Consider the following 2,536-nt stretch of genomic DNA (forward strand, 5'->3'; position numbering starts at 1 on the left):
CAGCCATTTGCCGAAAGCGCTCTTGCCGGTACCGGGAGGTCCGTAAATACAGAGGCGTGCGGCGGGGTTTCGGGCGATCCCGTCGGCGATTTCCGCCAGATCGGCGTCGCAGTTGACCAGCTGCGGGTCGTAGGCGCCGGTGACCATCCGGGTCGCCTTTTTTAGCGGGCGGTACCCCTGGGCCTCGAGAGTGGCCGATACGATGGAAAGGGCGTAGGTATCGGCCTCCTTTTTATCGGGGTCGATCAGCGCCAGTACCTCGGCGGCACGGGAGAGCACGGCCGGAGCGGCGGCGGGGTGTTCGGCCATGGCCCGAAGGGTCGGCTCCTCCACCCGTTTCCCGAACGCCTCTTTGGCGATCTGCAGCCGCTTGCTCTGCGGGGGTACGGGCATACGCACCACCAGATCGAAACGGCGCAGCATCGCTTCGTCCATCATGGCAATGGAGTTGGATATCCAGACCGTGGGGACCGGGGCGTTTTCCAGAATGCGGTTGAACCACCCTTTGCGGCTCTGGGTGGGCTTTTGGCCGAAGAGTGACGAAATCGGATTGATCTCCTCGAAGATATCCTCGATCTCGTCGAACATCAGCAGCACCTTCTTGCCGGAGAAGAGGTACTGGGCGCTCTTGAAGGCGTTGATGCGGTTTCGGCCGTTCAGGGGCTCATCGTCCTCGTCGGCGTAGCTGATCTCGAAAAGACGCAGATCCATCGCAGAGGCCATAGTCTTGACCCATTCGGTCTTGCCGGTGCCCGGAGGGCCGTAGAGCAGGATGTGGGCACCTGTCTTCCGGGTGGCTGCCGCCTTTTGCATATAACGAAGCATCAAGGAGCGCTCTTTGGCCATGTGGCTAAAATCCTCCAGGTTCAGAGAGGGCGCCGAGACCCGGCGCACCGCCTCCTTGAAGATCTCGTACAGATCCTCCCCCTCGTAGCTCATCATCATGTCGGCGAAGCCGCTGGAGAGCAGATCGAGCTTGCCGCGCATGGAGTTGCCGCCGAAGTTGCGATCGACACCGAGCAGTCCCGACCGGGCCAGCGTGCCCCGGGGCGAGAGGATGCGACCGAGAGATCTGTAGTCGGTATCCAGTACGGCAGCCAGCAGCATCTGGGCCCTGGCGGTATGAAGCGGTTCGAAAAGATCGAAGAGATCGTCGAGCTCCGGGCTGTAGTGGAGCAAAATGGCGAACCGCAGCAGGTCGGCCTCCAGATCCTTCAGATCCACGATGCGGCGCAGGCGGGCCAGGTTGGTTTCCAGGGTTTCGGGGTAGTCGGCGGGCTCTTTCAGCGTCTGCGCACATACGGCTCGCACCGCCTCGATCACTTCGCGGCGATCCTCCAGAACATCCTCTTCCAGATGGGCCACCCCCAGAAGCTGGGCCAGCGAATCCCGGCAGAAGCCGTGTTCGTTCACGAACAGCGGCAGGGCGTTGAAGCGCAGCAGCAGCGTGGCGACGATCTTTCTGATCATGGGGGTTTCAGGCGTCTCCAGCGTAAAAGTCCGGTTCCTGTTTCGTCTTCGCATCGTGGCCTCCTTATTCGGTAGCGTTATCCTACCGTGCCGTCATGACAACGTCGTGTCGCTGTTTAAGGTAGAATCGTTACAATTAAGAGAAAAAGGGTTGAGCCATGGCGCTTCCTTTTCATAAAGAGCAGACGACCACAAAGCAGAGGCGGCGGGAACTCTACAAAAACACGACCGACCGCCTCGCCATGATTCTCTCCCGACTCTACGCGGGGGAGATCCTCTCGATGAAAGAGCTGGCGCAGGAGTGCCAGGTCTCCATCCGAACGATCCAGCGGGACATCAACGAAAGACTGATCGACACACCCATCAGAAAATCGGGCGAAAAGGTGACGCTCGCCTGGCGGGAGAGCGAAGAGAGAGCGCTGAGCGCCGAGGAGCTGGCCGTGCTGGAGATGCTCGAAAAACTGAGCGAAAAGCAGGGGCACGAGTTCCACGCCAAAGCCCACCGGGTACTCAGGAAGCTCAAAGCCCAGGCGGCCAACCCCTACTACTTCCACCTCCCCACCGAATCGCTGGACGCGATGCTGGCCAAGGCGGTGAAGTTCGAAAAGGCGATCAAAAAGCGCCGTCTGGTCCACTGCCGCTACCGGATGGACAAAGGCAACTACGACATCGACATCAAACCGCTGAAGATCGTCAACTTCCAGGGCTACTGGTATGTCCTGGCCATGGATGCCCGTAATGACGTCGTCAAGAAGTACCTATTGAGACACTGCTCGAAAATCCGCCTCGACGAAGAGATCTTCACACCACCCAAGGATATTGACGATGCCATATCCAGAGCTCTGGCCATCTGGTTCGAGCCGGATACCGAGCCTTTCGAGGTGCGGCTCTTCATCGACGGGTCGGTGGCGAAGTATTTCGAGAGAAAGCCTCTCGCGCCGACTCAGCGCATCGAGGGCAAAGATGCCGACGGGAGCCTGGAGGTGGTGGTGACGATCACCCACGAGATGGAGATCGTGCCGACGATCAAGCAGTGGCTGCCCCATCTGCGGGTGCTGGAACCGAA

2 protein-coding genes are annotated in these 2,536 nt (G+C 59.9%); one reads left to right on the forward strand and one right to left on the reverse strand.

The annotated features are described in order from the left end of the window. On the reverse strand, positions 1 to 1,524 hold a 1,524-nt coding region (locus Q1K23_RS09060; protein ID WP_300363993.1), incomplete at its 3' end, for an AAA family ATPase. Positions 1,525 to 1,628: 104 nt separating this feature from the next. On the opposite strand from Q1K23_RS09060, the gene Q1K23_RS09065 reads away from it, so the two are divergent. Next, positions 1,629 to 2,536: WYL domain-containing protein (locus Q1K23_RS09065; protein ID WP_300363994.1), on the forward strand; the 908-nt coding region annotated here is incomplete at its 3' end.

It is taken from the genome of Hydrogenimonas sp. (assembly GCF_029933015.1).
Lineage (GTDB): Bacteria > Campylobacterota > Campylobacteria > Campylobacterales > Hydrogenimonadaceae > Hydrogenimonas.